This is a genomic window from Stenotrophomonas sp. 63632_Sma, from assembly GCF_056482875.1.
The window spans coordinates 1-18268 of record NZ_CM151220.1; the positions used below are offsets into that span (position 1 = coordinate 1).

At 63.9% G+C, this 18268-nt stretch carries 16 protein-coding genes; 15 read left to right on the forward strand and 1 reads right to left on the reverse strand.

Translation table 11 applies throughout. From position 1 onward, the window contains the following. The 11 genes from dnaA (at position 1) to ACZK45_RS00055 (ending at position 13047) form a co-directional block, all read left to right on the forward strand. A complete protein-coding gene (gene dnaA, locus ACZK45_RS00005; protein WP_005411730.1) occupies positions 1 to 1332 on the forward strand; it encodes a chromosomal replication initiator protein DnaA in 1332 nt (443 codons plus the stop codon). A 275-nt stretch (positions 1333 to 1607) separates the two neighbouring features. Continuing rightward, complete coding sequence (dnaN, locus tag ACZK45_RS00010; RefSeq protein ID WP_005411731.1) at positions 1608 to 2708, forward strand: DNA polymerase III subunit beta; 1101 nt, start codon at positions 1608 to 1610, stop codon at positions 2706 to 2708. Positions 2709 to 3701: 993 nt separating this feature from the next. After that, a complete protein-coding gene (recF, locus tag ACZK45_RS00015) occupies positions 3702 to 4796 on the forward strand; it encodes a DNA replication/repair protein RecF (RefSeq protein WP_121504964.1) in 1095 nt (364 codons plus the stop codon). A gap of 112 nt (positions 4797 to 4908) precedes the next feature. Then, positions 4909 to 7368, forward strand: a complete 2460-nt coding sequence (gene gyrB / locus ACZK45_RS00020; RefSeq protein WP_032128508.1) for a DNA topoisomerase (ATP-hydrolyzing) subunit B — start codon at positions 4909 to 4911, stop codon at positions 7366 to 7368. Between the two features lie 67 nt (positions 7369 to 7435). After that, complete coding sequence (locus ACZK45_RS00025; RefSeq protein WP_049399023.1) at positions 7436 to 8281, forward strand: CPBP family intramembrane glutamic endopeptidase; 846 nt, start codon at positions 7436 to 7438, stop codon at positions 8279 to 8281. Positions 8282 to 8352: 71 nt separating this feature from the next. Next, positions 8353 to 9159 carry a M48 family metallopeptidase gene (locus tag ACZK45_RS00030; RefSeq protein WP_032128510.1) on the forward strand — a complete coding sequence of 269 codons (807 nt, stop codon included), beginning with the start codon at positions 8353 to 8355 and terminating at the stop codon, positions 9157 to 9159. Positions 9160 to 9291: 132 nt separating this feature from the next. Further along, positions 9292 to 10479 (forward strand): tetratricopeptide repeat protein, encoded by a 1188-nt coding sequence (locus ACZK45_RS00035; RefSeq protein ID WP_032128511.1) that lies wholly within the window; start codon positions 9292 to 9294, stop codon positions 10477 to 10479. 143 nt (positions 10480 to 10622) lie between these two features. Then, positions 10623 to 11291, forward strand: coding sequence for an energy transducer TonB (locus tag ACZK45_RS00040; RefSeq protein ID WP_049399022.1), 669 nt, complete (start codon positions 10623 to 10625; stop codon positions 11289 to 11291). A gap of 94 nt (positions 11292 to 11385) precedes the next feature. Beyond that, positions 11386 to 12147, forward strand: a complete 762-nt coding sequence (exbB, locus tag ACZK45_RS00045; protein WP_004132614.1) for a TonB-system energizer ExbB — start codon at positions 11386 to 11388, stop codon at positions 12145 to 12147. A gap of 57 nt (positions 12148 to 12204) precedes the next feature. Next, positions 12205 to 12630 carry an ExbD/TolR family protein gene (locus ACZK45_RS00050; protein WP_012509603.1) on the forward strand — a complete coding sequence of 142 codons (426 nt, stop codon included), beginning with the start codon at positions 12205 to 12207 and terminating at the stop codon, positions 12628 to 12630. A gap of 3 nt (positions 12631 to 12633) precedes the next feature. Further along, positions 12634 to 13047: an ExbD/TolR family protein gene (locus ACZK45_RS00055; protein ID WP_032129281.1), complete on the forward strand. Its 414-nt coding sequence runs from the start codon at positions 12634 to 12636 to the stop codon at positions 13045 to 13047. A 76-nt stretch (positions 13048 to 13123) separates the two neighbouring features. On the opposite strand, the gene ACZK45_RS00060 is transcribed toward ACZK45_RS00055, so the two are convergent. Next, on the reverse strand, positions 13124 to 14326 hold the full coding sequence (locus ACZK45_RS00060) for an ISL3 family transposase (RefSeq protein ID WP_478445906.1): 1203 nt from the start codon (positions 14324 to 14326) through the stop codon (positions 13124 to 13126). A gap of 138 nt (positions 14327 to 14464) precedes the next feature. On the opposite strand from ACZK45_RS00060, the gene cls reads away from it, so the two are divergent. The 4 genes from cls (at position 14465) to ACZK45_RS00080 (ending at position 18227) form a co-directional block, all read left to right on the forward strand. Beyond that, positions 14465 to 15925: a cardiolipin synthase gene (cls, locus tag ACZK45_RS00065; RefSeq protein WP_032129285.1), complete on the forward strand. Its 1461-nt coding sequence runs from the start codon at positions 14465 to 14467 to the stop codon at positions 15923 to 15925. 40 nt (positions 15926 to 15965) lie between these two features. Next, on the forward strand, positions 15966 to 16235 hold the full coding sequence (locus ACZK45_RS00070) for a hypothetical protein (RefSeq protein WP_032129280.1): 270 nt from the start codon (positions 15966 to 15968) through the stop codon (positions 16233 to 16235). A gap of 9 nt (positions 16236 to 16244) precedes the next feature. Further along, a complete protein-coding gene (locus ACZK45_RS00075; protein WP_121504965.1) occupies positions 16245 to 16988 on the forward strand; it encodes a pyridoxine 5'-phosphate synthase in 744 nt (247 codons plus the stop codon). A 147-nt stretch (positions 16989 to 17135) separates the two neighbouring features. Continuing rightward, entirely contained in the window at positions 17136 to 18227 is a 1092-nt protein-coding gene (locus tag ACZK45_RS00080; RefSeq protein ID WP_478445256.1) for a PA0069 family radical SAM protein, read from the forward strand. The last annotated feature ends 41 nt before the right edge of the window (positions 18228 to 18268 follow it).

Below are 18268 nucleotides of genomic sequence, written 5' to 3' on the forward strand. Positions count from 1 at the left end.
ATGGATGCTTGGTCCCGTAGTCTCGAGCGCCTCGAAGCGGAGTTCCCGCCGGAAGACGTTCATACCTGGTTGAAGCCGCTGCAGGCCGATCTGCGCGTGGACAGCCTGGTGCTGTATGCACCGAATGCCTTCATCGTCGACCAGGTCCGCGAGCTGTACCTGGCCCGGATCCGCGAACTGCTGGCCCATTTCGCCGGTTTCAGCGACGTTTTTCTTGAAATCGGCTCGCGCCCGCGTCCCGTGGAGGCGCAGAACGCGCCGGTTTCCACGCCGTCGGCGCATGTGTCCAGCGAACCGCAGGTGCCGTTTGCCGGCAACCTGGACAATCACTACACGTTCGCCAACTTCGTCGAAGGCCGCAGCAACCAGCTGGGCCTGGCCGCCGCCTTCCAGGCAGCGCAGAAGCCGGGCGACCGCGCGCACAACCCGCTGCTGCTGTACGGAGGCACGGGCCTGGGCAAGACCCACCTGATGTTCGCCGCCGGCAATGCCATGCGCCAGGCCAATCCGGGTGCGAAGGTGCTGTACCTGCGTTCGGAACAGTTCTTCAGCGCGATGATCCGGGCTCTGCAGGAAAAGACCATGGATCAGTTCAAGCGCCAGTTCCAGCAGGTGGACGCGCTGCTGATCGATGACATCCAGTTCTTCGCCGGCAAGGACCGCACCCAGGAAGAGTTCTTCCACACCTTCAACGCGTTGTTCGATGGCAAGCAGCAGATCATCCTGACCTGCGACCGCTATCCGCGCGAGGTCGAAGGCCTGGAAGCACGCCTGAAGTCGCGGCTTGCCTGGGGCCTGTCGGTCGCGATCGAACCGCCGGACTTCGAGACCCGCGCCGCGATCGTGCTGGCCAAGGCACGCGAACGCGGTGCAGAGATTCCCGATGATGTTGCGTTCCTGATCGCCAAGAAGATGCGCTCCAACGTGCGCGACCTCGAAGGTGCGCTCAATACCCTGACCGCCCGCGCCAATTTCACCGGCCGCGCGATCACCACCGAATTCGCCCAGGAAACCCTGCGCGACCTGCTGCGCGCCCAGCAGCAGGCGATCAGCATTCCCAACATCCAGAAAACCGTTGCCGACTACTACGGCCTGCAGATCAAGGATCTGCTGTCGAAGCGTCGGACCCGCTCGCTGGCCCGCCCCCGCCAGGTCGCCATGGCCCTGACCAAGGAACTGACCGAGCACAGCCTGCCCGAGATCGGCGACGCCTTTGCCGGTCGCGACCACACCACGGTGCTGCATGCCTGCCGCCAGATCCGGACCCTGATGGAAACCGACGGCAAGCTCCGCGAGGACTGGGACAAGCTGATCCGGAAGCTGAGCGAATGATGCACGGATGCCGATGAGGCGTCATCGCACAAAACGGTGCAGAATCCGGTAGCAAGCGCGGGACACGTTGTGGATAAAAATGGCGTCTGAAATCGCGTCGAATTTATCCACAGCTTTCCCCACCCCCTGGGGGTCGGTAATACAGAGGGTTTCGAGGCATGAAATTCTTTTACTTACAAAGACTTAGCGTTGTTTTCCAGCGATTCTGTCTCTACCAGCACCACCAAGCTTTTGATTTATTCCACATTTTTTAAAGCATAGGGGCACGGAACCACATGCGTTTCACACTGCAGCGCGAAGCCTTTCTCAAGCCGTTGGCACAGGTCGTCAACGTGGTCGAACGCCGCCAGACCCTTCCGGTTCTGGCCAATTTCCTGGTCCAGGTGCAGAACGGCCAGCTGTCGCTGACCGGTACCGACCTGGAAGTGGAGATGGTGTCGCGGATCGCGGTTGAAGATGCCCAGGACGGCGAAACCACCATCCCCGCCCGCAAGCTGTTCGAGATCATCCGCGCCCTGCCCGACGGCAGCCGGATCACGGTCTCGCAGACCGGTGACAAGATCACCGTGCAGGCCGGCCGCAGCCGCTTCACCCTGGCCACCCTGCCCTCCAACGACTTCCCGTCGGTTGACGAAGTGGAAGCCACCGAGCGCGTGGCCATCGGCGAAGCGACCCTGAAGGAACTGATCGAACGCACCGCGTTCGCGATGGCCCAGCAGGACGTGCGCTACTACCTCAACGGTCTGCTGTTCGATCTGCGCGGCGATGCGCTGCGTACCGTCGCCACCGACGGCCACCGCCTGGCGCTGTGTGAAACCGATCTGGCCAAGCCCAGTGGTTCCAAGCGCCAGATCATCGTGCCGCGCAAGGGCGTGACCGAACTGCAGCGCCTGCTGGAGAGCGGCGATCGCGAGATCGAGCTGGAAGTCGGCCGCAGCCACGTCCGCGTCAAGCGCGACGATGTCACCTTCACCTCGAAGCTGATCGACGGCCGTTTCCCGGATTACGAAGCGGTGATTCCGATCGGTGCCGACCGCGAAGTGAAGGTTGATCGCGAAGCACTGCGTGCCTCGCTGCAGCGTGCCGCGATCCTGTCCAACGAGAAGTACCGCGGCATCCGCGTGGAAGTCTCGCCGGGCAACCTGAAGATCAGCGCGCACAACCCGGAACAGGAAGAAGCCCAGGAAGAGATCGAAGCCGACACCACGGTCAGCGATCTGGCCATCGGCTTCAACGTGAACTACCTGCTGGATGCCCTGTCTGCCCTGCGCGACGAGGAAGTCATCATCCAGCTGCGCGACTCCAACTCCTCGGCGCTGGTGCGTGAATCCAGCAGCGAGAAGTCGCGCCATGTGGTGATGCCGCTGCGTCTCTAACGGCAGCCTGTTCCACGTGGAACCGAACGACGCCCGGGATCTTCCCGGGCGTTTTTTTTTTGCAGGTTCCACGTGGAGCATCGCGATGGGCGGATCTCCAGGTGTGGGTGAATGGCTTCCTTGAGATCGCTGGTTGCCGATTGATCCTGGCTGCCCTTCCGATGCAATCGGCGCTGAGCGATTGGAATCCAGGTTGTGAGCTTGGGCGCTGTCCAGCCGCTCTCGATCGAGTATGCCGTTCTGGGTCTTCAGCCTGATGCACGTTCCCCGAACTTGCCGGAGGGGTGAAGCAGATCGTGGGTCGCAACGCTGCGGTTGCTTCATCTGCAGACGCCACTGTCCACAGGTCTCGTTGGGGTCGGATCGGGGCCGGCCTAGCTTCTAAATCTGGGTATAAATCTAAAGCATGGTGGTGATGGTAGGCCCAGATTTCGTGGAGAAATGCATTATCTAGTTGATTTTGAAGAGATTTATGCACCTGAAACCCCCTGTATAGAGGCCCCTCAGGCTGGGGGGGAACCTGTGGATAGTTTCGCAGGTCGGGCAAAAGGGCTTTTTTATCCACAGTTTGCCCATACCTTGTGTATAAGTCATACAGACCTGCTGTGGACAGTGTGAAACGGCGGGCTCGAAATCCTTGAAATCTGTGGAACCCTCCAGGGCATCGCATCGTAGATTTCAAGAAATCTGCGCGGTGTTCGCGCAAACCACCGTCGGGGCACCTGGCGATGCTCGCGGAATGAGGCTGAAATCGCTGAAATCTGAGGGCCGGTACCCTGCGCCGCCGCTCAGAATTCAAGGATTCCCGGGCGTATCCAGACCCAGGCGAGCCCAGGTGAGGGAGCGCCACCACGTGGAACACGCGTAGGGTTGCCAGACGGAGGCTTCAGCACAGTGGCGATGTCTGGGGCGGCACGGCTGGCTTGACCGATGCAGTAAGCTGATGGATTCCCTGTCCCTCTACCGCCTTGTGCGGATGGTCTTTCGCGCCCCATGCAGATCCGCCGCCTCGCCTTGCATCAACTGCGTCGTTTCAGTGCGGTGGACCTGTCGCCCCAGCCGGGATTGAACCTGCTGACCGGCGACAACGGTGCCGGCAAGACCAGCGTGCTCGAAGCCCTGCACTTGATGGCCTATGGCCGCAGCTTCCGTGGCCGGGTGCGCGACGGTCTGGTACGCCAGGGCCAGGAAGCGCTGGAAATCTTCGTGGAATGGGACGAACAGCGTGCCCATCACCCGCCCCACCGCCGAAAAGCCGGCCTGCGCCACAGTGGTCAGGACTGGAAGGGGCGACTGGACGGCGAGGATGTCGCACAGCTGGGTAATCTCTGCGCAGCGCTGGCCGTGGTGACGTTCGAGCCCGGGAGCCATGCACTGGTCAGTGGTGGTGGTGAACCCCGCCGCCGCTTCCTCGACTGGGGCTTGTTCCACGTGGAACCGGATTTTCTGTCCCTGTGGCGTCGCTACTCCCGGGCGCTGAAGCAGCGCAATGCCCTGCTCAAGCAGGGCGGGCCGTCGCGGATGCTCGATACCTGGGATCACGAGCTGGCCGAGGCAGGAGAACCACTGACCAGCCGCCGCCAGCACTACCTGGAGCGTCTGCAGCAGCGCACGGTCGCCTTGGCCGCCAGCCTCGCTCCACAGCTCGGTATCCAGGGATTGGGGCTGAGCCCCGGTTGGCGGCGGCACGAGCTTCCCTTGGCCGATGCCCTGCTTCTGGCCCGGGAACGTGACCGGCAGGCCGGGTATACCTCGGTGGGCCCGCACCGCGCGGACTGGAGTGTGGATTTCCACAGCATTCCAGGTCGTGATGCGCTGTCCCGCGGCCAGGCCAAGCTGACGGCGTTGGCGTGCCTGTTGGCACAGGCGGAGGACTATGCGGAACAGCGAGGCGAATGGCCGGTGATCGCATTGGACGATCTGGCCTCGGAGCTGGATCGCACCCATCAGGCGCGGGTACTGGAGCGCCTGCTCAATGGGCCGGCACAGATCTTCATCACCGCCACCGAAACCCCGGCGGCGCTGCAGGAACTGACCCACATCGCCCGGTTCCACGTGGAACATGCACAGATCGTGGCTGTGCCATAGTGGGCACACCAGGGCCGCTCGACCCCGGCTGGTATAATTCGGGTTGGAATCCTTTCATTCTCGGCGCATCGCCCCAAGCGGTGCCCGACCTGCGGAGCCTACGGCAAGCGCAATGAGCGACGAACAGAACACCCCGGCAAACAACGGCAATTACGACGCCAACAGCATTACCGCCCTGGAAGGCCTGGAGGCTGTCCGCAAGCGTCCCGGCATGTACATCGGCGACGTGCATGACGGCACCGGTCTGCACCACATGGTGTTCGAGGTCGTCGACAACTCGATCGACGAAGCGTTGGCCGGCCACGCCGACCACGTTGCAGTGACGATCCACGCCGACGGCTCGGTCTCGGTGTCCGACAACGGCCGTGGTATTCCGACCGGCAAGCACGAGCAGATGAGCGCCAAGCTCGGTCGCGAAGTGTCTGCGGCCGAAGTCGTCATGACCGTCCTGCACGCAGGCGGCAAGTTCGACGACAACAGCTACAAGGTTTCGGGCGGCCTGCACGGCGTCGGCGTCAGCGTGGTCAACGCGCTGTCGCAGAAGCTGCTGGTGGACGTGTTCCAGAATGGCTCCCACTACCAGCAGGAATTCAGCAACGGCGCAGCCGTGACTGCGCTGGCCAAGCTGGAAGCCACCACCAAGCGCGGTACCACCGTGCGCTTCTGGCCGTCGACCGTCGCCTTCCACGACAACGTGGAATTCCACTACGACATCCTGGCCCGCCGCCTGCGCGAGCTGTCGTTCCTGAACTCCGGCGTCAAGATCGTCCTTGCCGACGAGCGTGGCGACGGCCGTCGCGATGACTTCCACTACGAAGGCGGCATCCGCAGCTTCGTGGAGCATCTGGCCCAGCTGAAGACCCCGCTGCACCCGAACGTCATTTCAGTCACCGGCGAGCACAACGGCATCGTCGTGGACGTGGCGCTGCAGTGGACCGACTCCTACCAGGAGACGATGTACTGCTTCACCAACAACATTCCGCAGAAGGACGGCGGTACCCACCTGGCCGGTTTCCGCGGTGCGCTGACCCGTGTGCTCAACAACTACATCGAGCAGAACGGCATCGCCAAGCAGGCCAAGATCAACCTGACCGGCGATGACATGCGCGAAGGCATGATCGCAGTGCTGTCGGTGAAGGTGCCGGACCCGAGCTTCTCCAGCCAGACCAAGGAAAAGCTGGTCAGCTCCGACGTGCGCCCGGCGGTGGAAAACGCCTTCGGTGCGCGGCTGGAAGAGTTCCTGCAGGAAAACCCGAACGAAGCCAAGGCGATCGCCGGCAAGATCGTCGATGCCGCACGTGCACGTGAAGCCGCGCGCAAGGCCCGCGACCTGACCCGCCGCAAGGGCGCGCTGGACATCGCGGGCCTGCCGGGCAAGCTGGCCGACTGCCAGGAAAAGGATCCGGCGCTGTCCGAACTGTTCATCGTCGAGGGTGACTCGGCAGGTGGTTCGGCCAAGCAGGGCCGCAACCGCAAGAACCAGGCGGTGCTGCCGCTGCGCGGCAAGATTCTCAACGTGGAACGCGCGCGTTTCGATCGCATGCTGTCCTCCGACCAGGTGGGTACGCTGATCACCGCGCTGGGCACCGGCATCGGCCGTGACGAGTACAACCCGGACAAGCTGCGTTACCACAAGATCATCATCATGACCGACGCCGACGTCGACGGCGCCCACATCCGCACCCTGCTGCTGACGTTCTTCTACCGTCAGATGCCGGAGCTGATCGAGCGTGGTTACGTCTACATCGGCCTGCCGCCGCTGTACAAGATCAAGCAGGGCAAGCAGGAGCTGTACCTGAAGGACGACCCGGCGCTGGACAGCTACCTGGCCAGCAGCGCAGTGGAAAACGCTGCACTGGTGCCGGCCACCGGCGAGCCCGGCATCGAAGGCCTGGCGCTGGAGAAGCTGCTGCTGGCCTACGCGGCGGCGCTGGATTCGATCGAGCGCAACGCACACCGCTACGACCGCAACCTGCTTGAAGCGCTGGTCGACTTCGTCCCGATGGACCTGGAAAGCCTGCGCGCTGCCGGCGAAGGCGAGGGCCTGGATGCACTGGCCAAGCGTCTCAACCAGGGCAGCCTGGGCAGCCCGCGTTTCACGCTGGAACTGCAGGACGCCAACGATGAGCGCCCGGCCGCTGTGCTGGTGACCCGTCGCCACATGGGCGAACAGCACATCCAGGTGCTGCCGATGTCGGCCTTCGAAAGCGGCGAACTGCGCGCGATCCACCAGGCATCGAAGCTGCTGCACGGTCTGGTCCGCGAAGGCGCGACCATTTCCCGCGGTGCCAAGTCGATCGAAGTCGACAGCTTTGCCAAGGCACAGAACTGGCTGCTCGAGGAGGCCAAGCGCGGCCGACAGATCCAGCGATTCAAGGGTCTGGGTGAAATGAATCCGGAGCAGTTGTGGGACACCACGGTGAATCCGGAAACCCGTCGACTGCTGCAGGTGCGCATCGAAGATGCTGTCGCTGCCGACCAGATTTTCAGCACGCTGATGGGCGATGTCGTCGAACCGCGTCGCGACTTCATCGAAGACAACGCGCTGAAGGTCGCAAACCTGGATATCTGACACAATCGGGACACGGCCGGTGCGCGGGGAGGCGCGCCGGCCTTCGACTCTTGAACGCAGGTACCTGATGTCCGCATCCGCCCCGGTTTCCGCTCCGCCCCCGGTTCCGCCGGCTTCTGCCGCGCCGCGTGCCGTTTCGCCGTTGGCGGGGTTTTTCATCGACCTGGGTATCGCCGCTGTCACCCTGTTCGGCCTGAGCCTGATCAGCGGCCTGCTATGGGGCCTGTACCGTGGCGTGGTGGTTGGTTACGCGAACGCGCAGGCCGGCGCTGGCGCCCCCGACGCCAGTTCGGTAGCGGCATCACTGGGCCAGCCGGGCGCGCTTGCGCAGATTCTCATGGCGCTGTTTGCCACCGGCGGCGCCGCGCTGCTGCTGTACTTCTGGCGACGGCCGGCCAATGCCGCCGAGCGCCACGCGTCGCGCCAGGCGCTGCGCCGTCCCTCCACCTGGGGCTGGACCCTGCTGGTGGCGACCCTGATCGTGCTCGGCAGCAATGGCATCGCCTTCCTGGCCAAGCAGTTCGGCATCGAGCCGGTTCCCACCAATCTGGCGCTGATGCAGAGTGCGATCGCGCGCTTCCCGTTGTTCCTGGTGCTGTTCGCGGTGGTACTGGCACCGGCCTACGAGGAGCTGCTGTTCCGCCGCGTGCTGTTTGGCCGCCTGTGGAAGGCCGGGCGCCCGTGGCTGGGCGTGGTACTGAGCAGCCTTGCTTTCGCCCTGATCCATGAAATCCCTGGCACCAGTGCCAACGGCCCGGCCGAGATCGCGCAGCTGTGGCTGGTCTATGGCGGCATGGGTGCCGCGTTCTGCTGGCTGTACCAGCGCACCGGCACGCTCTGGGCCGCGATCACCGCGCACGCGCTGAACAACGGCGTGGCGCTTGCCGCGCTTGTGTTCTTCGGGGCAACGTAACGCCGTGTCCGCTTGACGAAAGATTAAGCCGCTACGCTACACACTGCGCATATGAACACGGGGGTGGATCCATGAAACAACTGCTGCTGGCCCTTGTCATCACCACCCTGGTCAGCGCCTGCGCGACCACGACCTCCCCTACCGGCCGTCGGCAGATGGTGGGCGGGGTGTCGCAGGCGCAGCTGGACCAGCTCGGCGCACAGGCGTTCGCCGAAACCAAGCAGAAGGAAAAGATCAGCACCGACGGCCGCCAGAACGGTTACGTGCAGTGCGTGGTCAACGCCCTGGTCGCGCAGCTGCCGCCTCAATACCGTGGCGTACGGTGGGAGACGGCCGTGTTCGTCGACAAGGAGCCCAACGCCTTCGCCCTGCCCGGCGGCAAGGTCGGCGTGAACACCGGCATCTTCACCGTCGCCAAAAACCAGGATCAGCTGGCTGCCGTAATCGGCCATGAAATCGGCCACGTCATCGCCCGCCACCACGAAGAGCGCATCACCCGGCAGATGGGTGCGCAGACCGGGCTGGCCGTGCTCGGTGCGCTGGCCGGCGCGGCCTACGGAGAAGGCGCTGCCAGCACCGTCAACCAGCTCGGGGGCATGGGCGCGCAGACCGCCTTCCTGCTGCCCGGTTCACGCACCCAGGAAAGCGAGGCCGACGTGATCGGCCAGCGACTGATGGCCCAGGCCGGTTTCAACCCGGCGCAGGCGGTCGACCTGTGGCAGAACATGATGGCCGCCAGTGGCGGCCGCAGCCCGCAATGGCTGTCCACCCACCCCGATCCAGCCAACCGTATCCAGGAACTGCGACGCGATGCACCGGGACTGACGCCGGTCTATCAGCAGGCGCAGGCGGCCGGGCTGCGGCCAAAGTGCGGATGAGTGCGCAGTTCTATGCTGTATTGCAGCACATAAAACGATTTCTCACGCCATCTGTTTCTGATACGTTTGGCGGCTCAGATTTTTCTGACAGTCCGACTTTGCCGCTATCCGGCGGTTCGATCGAGGTGAACGATGATTTTCCGTAACCACAAAGCTGTGCTTTCCGTCCTCGTCGCGACCGCCCTGACCGGCGCCGTGGTCACCGATGCCTTCGCGCAGTCCTCGCGTTCCTCCGAGCGTGGCAACCGCGGCGGCAAGCAGGCCAAGGCCGAAGCGCTGTACCCGAACGCGACCCGCGAGGAGCCGACCGTCAAGGCATCGGCCAAGCTGGGCAGCAAGCTGCAGAAGATGATCGACAGCTACAACAAGGAAAAGTTCCCGGAGACGCGCACGCAGGCCGACGCGATCCTGGCTGACAGCGCCGCGAACGAGTACGACAAGTCGCTGGCCGCGCAGCTGGCCTCGCAGGCCGCCTACCAGACCGACGACACCCCGGCTGCCGTGGCCTACCTGAAGCAGGTCCTGCAGTTCAACGGCCTGGACAACAACGGCCACTTCCAGTCGATGCTGATGCTGGGCCAGCTGCAGCTGCAGGAAGACCAGACCGCCGAAGGCCTGGCGACCCTGGACAAGTACTTCGCCGAGAGCAAGTCGACCAAGCCGGAAGAGCTGATCGCCAAGGGCCAGGCGCTGTACCAGCTGGAGCGCTACCAGGAAGCGATCCCGGTGCTGAAGCAGGCCATCGCCGGTGCCACCGAACCGAAGGACAACTGGAACCAGCTGCTGATGGCGGCCCTCTCCGAAGCCGGCCAGTCCGGTGAAGCGGTGAAGGAAGCCGAAGCACTGGCCGCCAAGAACCCGAACGACAAGAAGGCCCAGCTGAACCTGGCCAGCATGTACATGCAGGCCGATCAGATGGAGAAGGCTGCCGCGGTGATGGACAAGCTGCGCAGCAGCGGCCAGCTCACCGAAGAGCGCGAGTACAAGCAGCTGTACTCGATCTATGCCAACACCGAACACAAGGAAAAGGACGTCATCGCGGTCATCAACGAAGGGTTGCAGAAGGGCATCCTGAAGCCGGATTACCAGGTCTACCTGGCGCTGGCCCAGTCCTACTACTACTCCGACCAGGTGCCGCAGGCGATCGATGCGTGGCAGAAGGCTGCCCCGCTGTCCAAGGACGGTGAGACCTACCTGAACCTGGCACGCGTCCTGCATGCCGAAGGTCGCATCCCGGAGGCCAAGCAGGCCGCCCAGCAGGCGCTGGCGAAGGGTGTGAAGAACCAGGCTGATGCCAAAAAAATCATCAACCTGAAGTAAGTAGGAATAACGCCTGAATGCCTGCACAGTTGATGCGCAGGCGCTCAGGATTGGTATAAGCTTGGAGGTTCCTGCGGTGTCATGCACCGCTGATCAGGGATTCCGCCCCCGGCATCCCGGCCCCACTATTGAGCTCTTGGCGCATGACGGAACAACTAGTCGTTCACCGGTACGAACAACCCGATGACAAGGGGCTGAGCTGGCCTCGCATCGTCGGCATCGCGTTTGTAATTGCCCTGCATCTGGCCGCGTTCATGATGCTCCTGATCCCCGCCGTGGCTCCCAAGGCCGTGGCTGAGAAGGAGCGCAACGTCATGGTGACGATCGTCGACGCCCCGCCGCCGCCGCCACCGCCGCCGCCGCCGCCGCCGCCGACGGATACTCCGCCGCCGCCGGTGAAGAACCTGTCGCCGCCGAAGCCGTCGCCGGTCCCGCCGCCGCCGCAGGCGCCGGTCGTGGACGTGCCGGAACCGCGCCCGAGCGATATCGTCACCCCGCCGTCGCCTCCGTCGCCGCCGGCTCCGCCGACCTCGATCGAGGCCAGCGTGGACATCTCGTCGAAGGCCATGAACCCGCCGCGCTACCCGCCGGCAGCCTTCCGCGCGGGTATCCAGGGCGAAGTGATCCTGATCATTGATGTCGATGCCAGCGGCAACGTCACCAATGTCACGGTGGAAAAGTCCAGCCGTAACCGCGACCTGGACCGTGCTGCGATGGAAGCAGCTCGCAAGTGGCGCTTCAACGCCGCTGAATCTGGCGGTAAGAAGGCGGCAGGTCGCGTTCGCGTCCCGGTCAACTTTGCGCTGAACTGATGCGTCCGGGTGGCCGCCTGGCCACCCCCGCTCCCAGTTCGATTGTTTAGCTTAGCTACACCCTTTATCACCACACACAACAAAGGTAAGCGTCATGCTGCAGGAAATTTTCATCGCCGCTGCTGCCGGGGGCAATCCGTCCAACGCCCTGTCGCAGATGGGCTTCGAGCACCTGATCCACGAAATGACCACCAAGCCGGGTGATTTCGCGGTTTCCTGGGTCGTGCTGCTGACCCTGGTCGTCATGTCGGCCATGTCCTGGTACTGGACCGTCATCAACATCTTCCGCGCCACCCGCCTGAAGAGCGCCGCTGATCGCGTCGTCAGCCTGTTCTGGGATACCCCGAACGCGCAGGACGCCATCCGTGCGATGGAAGAACAGCCGGCTTCCGAGCCGTTCTCCAAGATCGCCCTGGACGCTGCCCAGGCGGCTGCCCACCACCAGCGCGCTGAAGGCGGCGCCACCGGCGGCGTGGGTGAGAACCTGAGCCGTTCGGAGTTCGTCGACCGCGCTCTGCGTCAGGCCGTGACCCGCGAAAGCAACAAGCTGCAGTCGGGCATGACCCTGCTGGCCACCGTCGGCGCGACCGCTCCGTTCGTCGGTCTGCTGGGTACCGTGTGGGGCATCTACGGCGCGCTGATCAAGATCGGTGCCACCGGCTCCGCTTCGATCGACGCCGTTGCCGGCCCGGTGGGTGAAGCGCTGATCATGACCGCGATCGGTCTGTTCGTCGCGATCCCGGCCGTGTTCGCCTTCAACTTCTTCAGCAAGATCAACAGCGCGACCATCAGCAAGTTCGATACCTTCGCGCACGACCTGCACGACTTCTTCGCCACCGGTTCGCGCGTCCGCTAATTGCGACGCGCTGTACCCAGCGAGAACGTAGTCAACACGATCTAGACGGAGCCCGTTATGGCTTTCAGTAGTGGTAACAGCGGCGGCCCCATGGCCGACATCAACGTTACGCCCCTCGTGGACGTGATGCTGGTGCTGCTGATCATCTTCATCATCACGGCGCCCCTGATGTCCCACAAGGTCAAGGTGGATCTGCCGGAGGCCAACCTGGTCCAGAAGCCGGACGACACCAACGACCGCAAGGGCCCCATCACCCTGGCAGTCAAGGAAGATGGCTCGATCTACTGGAACGACGAAGAAATCAACAAGCAGACTCTCGAGTCGCGCTTGGCGACCGCCGCCCAGCAGACCCCGCAGCCGCCGTTGAACCTGCGTGGTGACCGCACCACCAAGATGCGTGTCATCAACGAGATGACCAAGATCGCGCAGGAACAGGGCATGCTGGACGTCGGCTTCGTCGCGACCAAAGAGAAGGGGCAGTAAGCCATGGCATTCAGTAGTGGTGGTGGCAAAGGCCCCATGGCAGACATCAACGTCACGCCCCTCGTGGACGTGATGCTGGTTCTGCTGATCATCTTCATCGTGACCGCGCCGATCATGACGTACCCGATCGCCGTGGACCTGCCGCAGCGCGTGCTCAACCCACCGCCGCAGCTGGTCGAACCGCCGCCGCCGATCGAACTCAAGATCGACGCCAGCAACCAGGTCTCGTGGAACAACAGCCCGATCAATGCGAGCGAGCTGCAGCAGCGGATGGAGAACGAGGTCCAGAAGGACCCGACCAACCAGCCGGAACTGCGCATCGATGCGAGCCCGGATTCCGAGTACGACGTGATGGCCAAGGTTCTGGCTGCCGCGAAGAACGCTCAGATGAAGAAGATCGGTTTTGTGCAGCAGTAACTGCTACACCGCAATACAACAGTCATGACGCGACTGCAGACGCCCCTGGAAACAGGGGCGTCTTTTTTATGGTTCTTCACCCAACTCCGGGGAAGGCGGCTCGGATTTTGAGGAAGAAATAGGCGTCGTCCCGGTATCCGTAGGCGACGCGCTTTATGACCTTTATCTTGTTGTTGATCCCCTCGACCAGATTCGTTCCGAGGGGCCACCGGCAATGAGCCAGAATGCCTGCCAGATAGGGCTGTAGGCGACGGACAAACGTTCGCAGGGGCTCCAGGCGGCTACGCAATGCGCGCTGTCGCCAGCTCTTCCACGCTTTTGCTGCCCAAGCCTGGCTGCGGTAGCGCCAGAGCTGCTTCAAGTCGTCTTTCAGCACATAGGCCGTCAGTAGTGCCTTGTTGGCAGCCAGCAGCTCCTTGAGCTTCACTCGTTGATCCGCCGGGACATTCTGCCGGTTGCGCAGCAAGAGCCAGCGAGAGGTCTTCACCACACGCCGAGCAGGTTTGTCCTGGCGCAGCCTGTTGGCTTCATCCACGCGGACCCTGTCGATGACCTCCCGGCCGTATTTGGCCACCACATGGAACAGGTCGTAGACCACTTCGGCATTTGGGCATTGGGCTTTCACTTCTAGGTCGAATGCCGAATTCATGTCCATGGCGACCGCTTGGATACGTTCGCAGCCCTCCCGGCCCAACAGCTCGAAAAAGGGGCGAACATCCGCTCGGCTACGACCACGCCCAACCCATAGCACTCGTTTGCGGGACGGCTCTACTATCACCGTGGCGTAGCGATGGCCCTTCTGGATCGCGAATTCGTCCATTGCAAGAATACGGATTCCGGAGAGGTCCACCGGTCCCAACGTCTGCTGCAAGTGCCTGAAATCAAGCGCCTTGACGGTTTTCCAGTCCAGTCCGTGCCATCTGGCTGTGGCATGGATCGACGTGGTAGCACACATCTGTGCAACGCTCTTTGCGAGTCGTTGCGTGACCCGGCGGTGCCGATCCAGCCAGTCCAGATGCTCCAGCTTCGGCCCGCAACGAGGGCAGGCCACGCGCTGCCGCTGCACCTCCAGCTCGACCGGCTCATCGAAAACAGGCAGATCACGGATACGCCGGATCACATGGTCGTGGATGGAGGTAACCCACTTGGAACAGCCGCTGCAGCGGTGCCTGCGGCGTCCATCGGGAAGCAGCGAAAGTACCAGCCACGAGACCCCATGACGAACCTCGCGTCTCCAACCATCCAGGCGATACCCCGCCCAGTCCCCCAACAACGGCATACAATCCAGCTTGGCCACGGCCGGCCCCAGTTTGTAGTCTCGACAACCACAATCTAGCGGGTCGGCCGTGAGCCTCTCCCCTCAGATGGGAGAAGAACCTTTTTTATGCCTGACGGCCTGGACCGTTATGATCGGCGGATGCTCGCCCTCTTCGACTCCCTGCGCCACTGGCTCGACGGCATCGCCCACCTTGGCACGATCCTGGCGGTCGCCTATCTGCTGTACCTGTTCGCGCTGGCGGGCTGGATCATGCTGCAGAAGCGCGAGCCGGTGGCCACGCTGAGCTGGATCCTGTCGCTGGCGCTGCTGCCCTACCTGGGTCTCTTCATCTACTACCTGCTGGGCCCGCAGAAGGTGAAGCGGCAGCGCCTGCGCCGTGGCCGTGCCCGCTCGGGCATGGAGCACTACAGCGATGTCTGCCCACCCGACGCCGACTGCACCGAGCTGGCCAAGGTCGCACAGGCCACGACCGGGCTCGCGCCGAGCAGCGCCACCGAAGTCACCTGGCTGGTGGATGGCGCGGCAACCTACGCGGCCCTGCTGGACGCCATCGCGCAGGCCCGCGATCACGTGCACCTGGAGTACTACATCTTCAACCCGGACCATGCCGGCACCGCGCTGCGCGACGCCCTGGTCGAGCGCGCCCGCGCGGGCGTGCAGGTGCGCCTGCTGCTCGACGCGGTGGGTTCGTCGGCCCTGCCCCGCCGCTTCCTGCAGCCGCTGCTCGACGCCGGTGGCGAAGCGATCTGGTTCCACCCACGGCAGCTGCTGAAGCCATTCAAGCGCCCGTGGTTGAACCTGCGTACCCACCGCAAGCTGGTGATCGTCGACGGCCGCCTCGCCTTCACCGGCGGCATCAACATCACCGACGACGAGGATGAAAGCCGCAGGGCGGATGCCTACCGCGACCTGCACATGCGCATCCGCGGCCACGTGGTGCGCAGCCTGCAGCTGGTGTTCGCCGAGGACTGGCTCTACGCCAGTGGACAGGATCCCTCGCGCATGGACATCGCGCGTCTGTGGCCAGCCGACATGCCGCTGCGCGGCGATGGTGCGATCAACGCCCAGGTGCTGGTCTCCGGCCCGGACTCGGGCTGGGAAACGATCCATCGCCTGCATGTGGCGGCGATCCAGGAAGCGCACGAGCGCGTCTGGCTGGTCACGCCCTACTTCGTGCCGGGCGAAGCGGCGCGGATGGCACTGACCTCGGCCGCGCTGGGCGGGCTGGACGTGCGCCTGCTGGTGCCGAAGATGAGCGATTCCTGGTTCGTCACCCAGGCCGCCCGCTCCTACTTCGACGAGCTGCTGCATGCCGGGGTGAAGATCTACGAGTACGGCCCACGCATGCTGCATACCAAGGCCTTCATCGCCGATGACGACGTCTGCATCGTCGGCAGTGCCAACTTCGATCACCGCAGCTTCCGGCTGAACTTCGAGCTGTCGATGATGATCAGCGACCGTGACCGGGTGGCTGCGCTGGCCGAACTGCTGCAGGGCGAATTCGACCGTTCCACGCGGGTGCACGACCAGGCCGGTCGTTCGCTGTGGCTGCACCGCCTGCCCGAGGCCTTCGCCCGGCTGGCCTCGCCGCTGCTCTGACGCAGCGCTACACTGCGCCGATCATCCGGGGAGCCCGACTATGTACTGGTTGTACCTGCTGCTGGCGCTGGGCTGTTTCGCCTTCGCGCTGAAGACCCCCAGCCCCGGGCTGATGACCCTGTGCCTGCTGGCCGCCCTCGCCTTCCTGTTGGCCTGGGTGCGTGGCCGCTACGTGGCCCGTTTCGGTGATCCACAGCGCGATCCGTCCACACTGGTCGATGCCGAAGAACTGCGCCGCCTGCGCGAACAGGCCCAGGCCCGCCGCGGTGACGACCCCAACGATCACGATCCATCCCCTCTTTCCAAGTAGTTTCGTTCCATGACCCAGCTCAGCGTCAACGTCAACAAGATCGCCGTCCTGCGCAATTCGCGCGGTGGTGCCGAACCGGACGTGGTACGCGCCGCCCAGGCCTGCCTGGATGCCGGCGCGCATGGCATCACCGTGCATCCGCGACCGGACCGCCGTCATATCACCGCCGAGGACGTGCTGGCCCTGTCCACGCTGACCCGTGCGCGTGGGGTGGAGTTCAACATCGAAGGCAATCCGTTCGCACCGCCGCGCGAGGGTTATCCGGGGCTGCTGCCGCTGTGTGCACAGACCCGTCCGGCGCAGGCTACCCTGGTGCCTGACAGCGACGGCCAGATCACCTCCGATCATGGTTTCGACTTCGAGCGGGATGCCGAACGACTGCGCCCGCTGATTGCCGAACTGAAAGCGATGGGTTGCCGGGTCAGCCTGTTCGTCGATGCGGGCAACCCGCTGCTGGAGCAGGCGGCCGAAGTGGGTGCGGACCGCATCGAGCTGTATACCGGGCCCTATGCGGAGGCGCATGCGGCTGGTGATGCTGACGCGATGCTGGCGCTGTTCGCCACTGCCGCACGCCGTGCACAGGCCGTTGGCCTGGGCGTGAACGCCGGCCACGATCTGTCGCAGGACAACCTGCGCGATTTCCTGGCCAACGTGCCGGACGTGCTGGAGGTGTCGATCGGCCACGCGCTGATCGGTGAGGCGCTGTACGACGGGCTGGACGCCACGGTGCGCGGGTACCTGGCGCTGCTCTGATCCCTCCCCTGTAGCGTCGAGCCCTGCTCGACTTCGGTCTTGGGCCACCCTGGGTGGGAGTCGAGCACGGCTCGACTCTACGGGTGGCGCTGAACCCTTCAGGCGGCCGTCGCAGCCATTGAGACAACCACGACGTACCCTGCCGCAATGGGTATTGCGATCAAGGGCCGAGGTTCCACGTCCCACCTTGCCGGGCGCTTTGAAAGCACTGTCAGCGAGGCGGTGGACGACGGCTGGGCGGTCGACGAGAGCGAGGAGTTCCTTGCCCCGCGCCTGCGTACCGAAGTGCGTGCCGAAACCGCGCGCAGCATCATCACCCGCAACACCTCGCCGGACGTCGGCTTCAGCCAGTCGGTCAATCCGTATCGCGGCTGCGAGCATGGATGCTCATACTGCTTTGCACGCCCCTCGCATGCCTATCTGAACCTGTCGCCGGGCCTGGATTTCGAAACCAAGCTGTTCGCCAAGACCAATGCGCCCCAGCTGCTGCGCAAGGAACTGTCGAAACCGGGCTACGTGCCGCAACCGATCGCGCTGGGCATCAACACCGATGCGTACCAACCGATCGAGCGCAAGTTCAAACTGACCCGCCAGCTGATTGAAGTCATGCTGGAAACCAAGCATCCGTTTTCGCTGATCACCAAGAACGCGCTGGTCGAGCGCGATATCGACCTGCTTGCGCCGCTGGCCGCGGAGAACCTGGTCAGCGTGCACTTCTCGGTGACCTCGCTGGACCCGCATCTTTCCGCAAAGCTGGAGCCGCGCGCGTCTGCACCGCATGCGCGGCTGCGCGCGATGAAGCGCCTGCATGAAGCCGGTATTCCGGTGGGCGTGATGGTGGCGCCGGTGATTCCGTGGATCAACGACAGCGAACTGGAAGCCGTGCTGGAGGCTGCACACGATGCCGGTGCCAGCACCGCCGGTTATGTGCTGCTGCGCCTGCCGCTGGAAGTGGCACCGCTGTTCCGCGAGTGGCTGGACACCCATCATCCAGATCGCGCCGCACATGTGATGAGTACCATCCAGCAGCTGCGCGGCGGCAAGGACTACGACAGCCAGTTCGGCACGCGCATGCGGGGCCAGGGCGTGTATGCCGATCTGTTGAACAACCGCTTCAAGCTGGCGCGCAAACGTCTGGGCTTCAATGCGCAGAACAGCCATTGGCCGAAGCTGGATTGCAGCCGGTTCCAGAAGCCGCTGCCGCCGAAGAAGGATTCGCCGCAGGGGTCGTTGTTCTGAGTAGAGTCGAGCTTGCTCGACTGGAGACGGAAAAGCAGTCG

Bases quoted from the DNA above. Each gene is read 5' to 3' on its own strand.
- dnaA (WP_005411730.1), top strand. From the start codon at position 1: ATGGATGCTTGGTCCCGTAGTCTCGAGCGCCTCGAAGCGGAGTTCCCG.
- dnaN (WP_005411731.1), top strand. From the start codon at position 1,608: ATGCGTTTCACACTGCAGCGCGAAGCCTTTCTCAAGCCGTTGGCACAG.
- recF (WP_121504964.1), top strand. From the start codon at position 3,702: ATGCAGATCCGCCGCCTCGCCTTGCATCAACTGCGTCGTTTCAGTGCG.
- gyrB (WP_032128508.1), top strand. From the start codon at position 4,909: ATGAGCGACGAACAGAACACCCCGGCAAACAACGGCAATTACGACGCC.
- ACZK45_RS00025 (WP_049399023.1), top strand. From the start codon at position 7,436: ATGTCCGCATCCGCCCCGGTTTCCGCTCCGCCCCCGGTTCCGCCGGCT.
- ACZK45_RS00030 (WP_032128510.1), top strand. From the start codon at position 8,353: ATGAAACAACTGCTGCTGGCCCTTGTCATCACCACCCTGGTCAGCGCC.
- ACZK45_RS00035 (WP_032128511.1), top strand. From the start codon at position 9,292: ATGATTTTCCGTAACCACAAAGCTGTGCTTTCCGTCCTCGTCGCGACC.
- ACZK45_RS00040 (WP_049399022.1), top strand. From the start codon at position 10,623: ATGACGGAACAACTAGTCGTTCACCGGTACGAACAACCCGATGACAAG.
- exbB (WP_004132614.1), top strand. From the start codon at position 11,386: ATGCTGCAGGAAATTTTCATCGCCGCTGCTGCCGGGGGCAATCCGTCC.
- ACZK45_RS00050 (WP_012509603.1), top strand. From the start codon at position 12,205: ATGGCTTTCAGTAGTGGTAACAGCGGCGGCCCCATGGCCGACATCAAC.
- ACZK45_RS00055 (WP_032129281.1), top strand. From the start codon at position 12,634: ATGGCATTCAGTAGTGGTGGTGGCAAAGGCCCCATGGCAGACATCAAC.
- ACZK45_RS00060 (WP_478445906.1), bottom strand. From the start codon at position 14,326: ATGCCGTTGTTGGGGGACTGGGCGGGGTATCGCCTGGATGGTTGGAGA.
- cls (WP_032129285.1), top strand. From the start codon at position 14,465: ATGCTCGCCCTCTTCGACTCCCTGCGCCACTGGCTCGACGGCATCGCC.
- ACZK45_RS00070 (WP_032129280.1), top strand. From the start codon at position 15,966: ATGTACTGGTTGTACCTGCTGCTGGCGCTGGGCTGTTTCGCCTTCGCG.
- ACZK45_RS00075 (WP_121504965.1), top strand. From the start codon at position 16,245: ATGACCCAGCTCAGCGTCAACGTCAACAAGATCGCCGTCCTGCGCAAT.
- ACZK45_RS00080 (WP_478445256.1), top strand. From the start codon at position 17,136: ATGGGTATTGCGATCAAGGGCCGAGGTTCCACGTCCCACCTTGCCGGG.